This is a genomic window from Streptomyces sp. NPDC058964 (genome assembly GCF_042741275.1).
Taxonomy (GTDB): domain Bacteria; phylum Actinomycetota; class Actinomycetes; order Streptomycetales; family Streptomycetaceae; genus Streptomyces.
Genome location: NZ_JBHYKH010000229.1, coordinates 11,028 through 13,649, shown reverse-complemented (window position 1 = coordinate 13,649; position 2,622 = coordinate 11,028). Strand labels below are relative to the sequence as shown.

Genomic DNA, 2,622 nt, shown 5'->3' with positions numbered 1-2,622 from the left:
GTGTTCATGCCCTTCCACTGGCCGGGCGAGGGCCGCGCCAACACCCTGACCAACCCGGCCCTCGACCCGACCTCGCGGATGCCGGAGTTCAAGGCGTGCGCGGTACGCGTCGAGTCGGTGAAGGGCCGCTCCGCAGAGGGGAATTGACCGTGGCGTGAGCACCGCCCGGCGATCCGGCCCGCCTGGGCCCTGCCGTCCGATTGCCGCCTGCCCGGCGACGCCCTGCACGCTCCCCCGGGCTCTCGGCCTCGCTCGATCAGGGGGACCCCCGTCACGTCGCCGGGCCTCCCCGTCGGGCGGACGACGGGGATGTGACGACAGGACCTAGCGGCGCACGCGCCAGTCCCCGCTCTCGATCCGGGTGCCCCGCTCCCGCAGCCGTGCCGCCACGGTGGGCGCGGCGACGTACACCCACGCGCTCACCGCCGCCCCGCCGGGCTCCCGGACGACCTTCCGCTCGACCCGCTCGTAGAGGTTCCGCGCGCCCCCGGGCGCGTACTCCTCCAGCCGGTCCAGCGCGACCAGCAGCTCCTCGTACTCCCCCGGCAGCGGGATCACGAGTTCCCCGCGCACCGCTCCTCCCGGCTCCTCGACGACGTAGGGATAGCCGGGGCCGTCGTACAGCACCGCGTCCGTGAGGCGGCAGGGTTCCTCGGAGCGCGTACGGCCGCGGAGGAACAGGTCGTGGTTGGGCTCGCCGGGCCGAAGGGTGCCGTAGACGAAGAACGGAAGGATCACAGGAACGATTCTGCATCCCCTCCGAGCCCACACACATCTCCTTGAAGGCGCTATGGACATGACATGTCATGGCCCTTTAAATCTCAGTCGACATCAGCGCCACCCCCACGCCTTTGAGGCGCCTTCCCAAGGAGACCGATGAGTCGGACACGGCACATCCGAGGATCCCGTCTCGCCACGGCCGGCATAGCCACCACCACCGCGGCCCTGCTGGCCGCCGCACTCTCCCCCGCCGCCCACGCCGACGGCAGACCGACCCGGGCCACCGCGATCGAGAACGCGGCCGCGGCGCTCGTGCGGCACGCCACGAGCCTCGGGCTCACGTCCGCGCAGGACACCGCCGTGCGCGACGTGGTCGTCGACAAGGACGGCACCCAGCACGTCCGCTACGACCGCACGTACCGCCGGCTCCCGGTACTCGGTGGTGACTTCGTGGTGCACCTGGCCCCGAACGGCACGTACCGCAGTGCCAACCGCGCCACGAGGAGCCGGATATCCCTCGCCTCCATCACCCCGAAGCTGTCCGCGCCCAAGGCCGCCGGCCTCGCGGTGAACGCGCTGCGCGCCGCGAACCTCGGCGACGGCCTGAAGCGGATCAAGGCCAGGCCCGAGCTGGTCGTCGACGCCCTGCACGGCGCCCCCAAGCTGGCCTGGCGGACCAACGCGGCCGGCCAGGACTCCCTCGGCAACCCGGTCGCCCGCACGGTGCTGACCGACGCGCGGACCGGCGCCCAGATCGACGCCTGGGACAGCATCGAGACCGCCACCGGCGACGGCCAGTCGCTGTACAGCGGGACCGTGCCGCTGGAGACGACCCAGTCCGGATCGTCGTACCAGCTCAAGGACCCGACCCGCGGCAACACGTACACCGGTGACGCGGAGAACAAGACCGACCTGTGCTTCTTCGGCATCTGCTTCGTCCGGGCCCCCGCGACGCTGTTCACGGACGCCGACAACCACTGGGGCACGGGCAGCAACTCCGACCGGGCCTCGGCCGCGGTCGACGCCCAGTACGGCACCAACGAGACCTGGGACTACTACAAGAACGTCCACGGCCGCAGCGGCATCGCGGGCGACGGCAAGGGCTCGTACAACCGCGTCCACTACGGCAACAAGTACAACAACGCCTTCTGGGACGACAGTTGCTTCTGCATGACGTACGGCGACGGTGACGGCACCACCTTCGGGCCGCTGGTCGCGCTGGACGTGGCCGGCCACGAGATGTCCCACGGCGTGACGTCGAAGACGGCCGCGCTGACCTACTCGGGCGAGTCCGGCGGGCTCAACGAGGCCACCTCGGACATCCTCGGCACGATGGTCGAGTGGTACGCGAACAACCCGTCCGACCCCGGTGACTACCTCATCGGCGAGGAGATCGTCCGTCCCGGCTTCGGCAAGCCCGCCCTGCGCTTCATGGACAAGCCGTCCAAGGACGGGAACTCGGCGGACTACTGGAGTTCGTCGGTCGGGAACCTCGACGTCCACTACTCCTCCGGCGTCGCCAACCACTTCGCCTACCTCCTCGCGGAGGGCAGCGGTGCGAAGGTCATCAACGGCGTCAGCTACGACTCGCCCACGTACAACGGCTCGACCGTCACCGGCATCGGCCGGGACAAGGTCGGCAAGATCTGGTACCGGGCGCTGACGGTCTACATGACGTCCTCCACGAACTACAAGGCCGCCCGAACGGCCACCCTGAACGCGGCGAAGGACCTCTACGGCGCCGGCAGCACGGAGTACAACGCGGTGGGGGCGGCCTGGAGCGCGGTCAACGTGAGCTGATCCCGAGCCGGGTGACGAAACGAACAGGACGGGGGGGCCGCGCGGCCCCGCGCCGAGGGCCCCAACAGGCGCGGGGCCCCCCCGGCCGCCGCGCCCGCGCGC

The 2,622-nt window shown here is 70.9% G+C and carries 3 protein-coding genes; 2 read left to right on the top strand and 1 reads right to left on the bottom strand.

Annotation, left to right across the window (positions count from 1 at the left end):
* Nucleotides 1-147 (top strand): molybdopterin dinucleotide binding domain-containing protein (locus tag ACFW2E_RS25785; protein ID WP_384469448.1); only part of this gene is annotated, 147 nt, incomplete at its 5' end.
* 177 nt (nt 148-324) lie between these two features.
* Here the strand turns inward: ACFW2E_RS25785 and ACFW2E_RS25780 are convergent.
* Nucleotides 325-738 carry a gamma-glutamylcyclotransferase family protein gene (locus tag ACFW2E_RS25780; RefSeq protein ID WP_384469447.1) on the bottom strand — a complete coding sequence of 138 codons (414 nt, stop codon included), beginning with the start codon at nt 736-738 and terminating at the stop codon, nt 325-327.
* A gap of 138 nt (nt 739-876) precedes the next feature.
* On the opposite strand from ACFW2E_RS25780, the gene ACFW2E_RS25775 reads away from it, so the two are divergent.
* Nucleotides 877-2,520 (top strand): M4 family metallopeptidase, encoded by a 1,644-nt coding sequence (locus ACFW2E_RS25775; RefSeq protein WP_384469446.1) that lies wholly within the window; start codon nt 877-879, stop codon nt 2,518-2,520.
* The last annotated feature ends 102 nt before the right edge of the window (nt 2,521-2,622 follow it).

What these genes read in the sequence shown, in the direction of transcription:
- ACFW2E_RS25775 (WP_384469446.1), top strand. Translation starts at nt 877, where the DNA reads ATGAGTCGGACACGGCACATCCGAGGATCCCGTCTCGCCACGGCCGGC.